This is a genomic window from Arthrobacter sp. 01T419 (genome assembly GCF_056398865.1).
The window spans coordinates 1-1045 of the sequence record NZ_JBFTQF010000037.1 but is presented as its reverse complement, the minus strand read 5'-3'; the positions used below and the strand labels follow the sequence as shown (position 1 = coordinate 1045).

Sequence of the window (1045 nt, the reverse complement as noted above, 5' to 3'; positions counted from 1 at the left end):
CGAGCAACCGCTCCGCAAGCTCCTTCTGATCGATGATCTCTCCCGTCACAGGATCGATCATCACCCCTGTCATTGCGGTCGTGGACTCTGACACGGCCGTCTCCTTTCGGATCAGGCCGGACCTCACACACCGTTATTCAGACAGTCCCGCGGCGCTTCGTACAGCGGCGATGTGCGCGTTCCTCTGCATGCTCGCTCCTTCGTTGTTAGACGCGTGCTGCCGGACGCCACCGCCCTCCGCGGTGTGGCGGGCGTGTTTGCGTGCCTAGGCCGGTTGTCGTAGTTCGCGTCGGTCGCGCCGGTAGTGCAGGTCTCCGAAATAGTGTGCCGCCATGACGGGCGGGTCTCCGTTCAAGTGCGTTCCGGGCGGGGGCGGGGCTGTTGACTGGTAGTGGTGTCCTGTGGGGGTGCGGATTTCGAGGACATGGCGTCTCCCGGGGTGGGTTTGTGTTGTCCGGGTTTGTGCTGTCCAGTCGTTGAGTTCTTTGGTGTGGTTGCAGGCTTCGCACAGGCCTGCTCCGTTGGCCTGGCTGGTGGTGCCGCCGTCGTGCCAGGGGACGATGTGGTCGATGTGTCTGATGGGTGCGTCGCAGTATGGTGTGCGGCAGGTGTCGTCGCGGGCTTGGATGAAGCGGCGCAGCCCGGCGGGGAACAGCCGCGCCCGGGAGTCGGCGGCGACGAGCTCCCCGGTTCCGGGGGCGGTGTAGAGGCGCCGGAGCCAGACCTTGAGGTCCTGGGCCTGTCCGGTTTGGCCGGGCTGGGTTTGGTGGTGGTTGTTCGCGGTGAGCAGTGTCCTGGCCCAGGCGGCGGGGACGATGCCGTAGCCGGGCAGGCGTGCCGGTTCGGCATCGCCCTGGAACAGGGTCCGGTCGGTCATGACGAGCTGGACCTCCACCCCGCTGATTCCGCCGGGGGTGCCGGTGGTGCGTTCGACGAGGGTGTCGGCCATGATCTGGGCCCGGGACCGGGTTTCCCCGGAAGAGGAGCGGAGGGTGTCGGCGTGCCGGGACAGGGCCGCGTGCACGGCCACGCCCTGCGCGACGGG

1 protein-coding gene is annotated in these 1045 nt (G+C 67.6%); it reads right to left on the bottom strand.

Annotation, left to right across the window (positions count from 1 at the left end):
- Window positions 1–265: 265 nt before the first annotated feature.
- The coding region (locus AC1DLO_RS22470) for an HNH endonuclease (RefSeq protein WP_476891880.1) at window positions 266–1045 on the bottom strand (780 nt) is incomplete at its 5' end.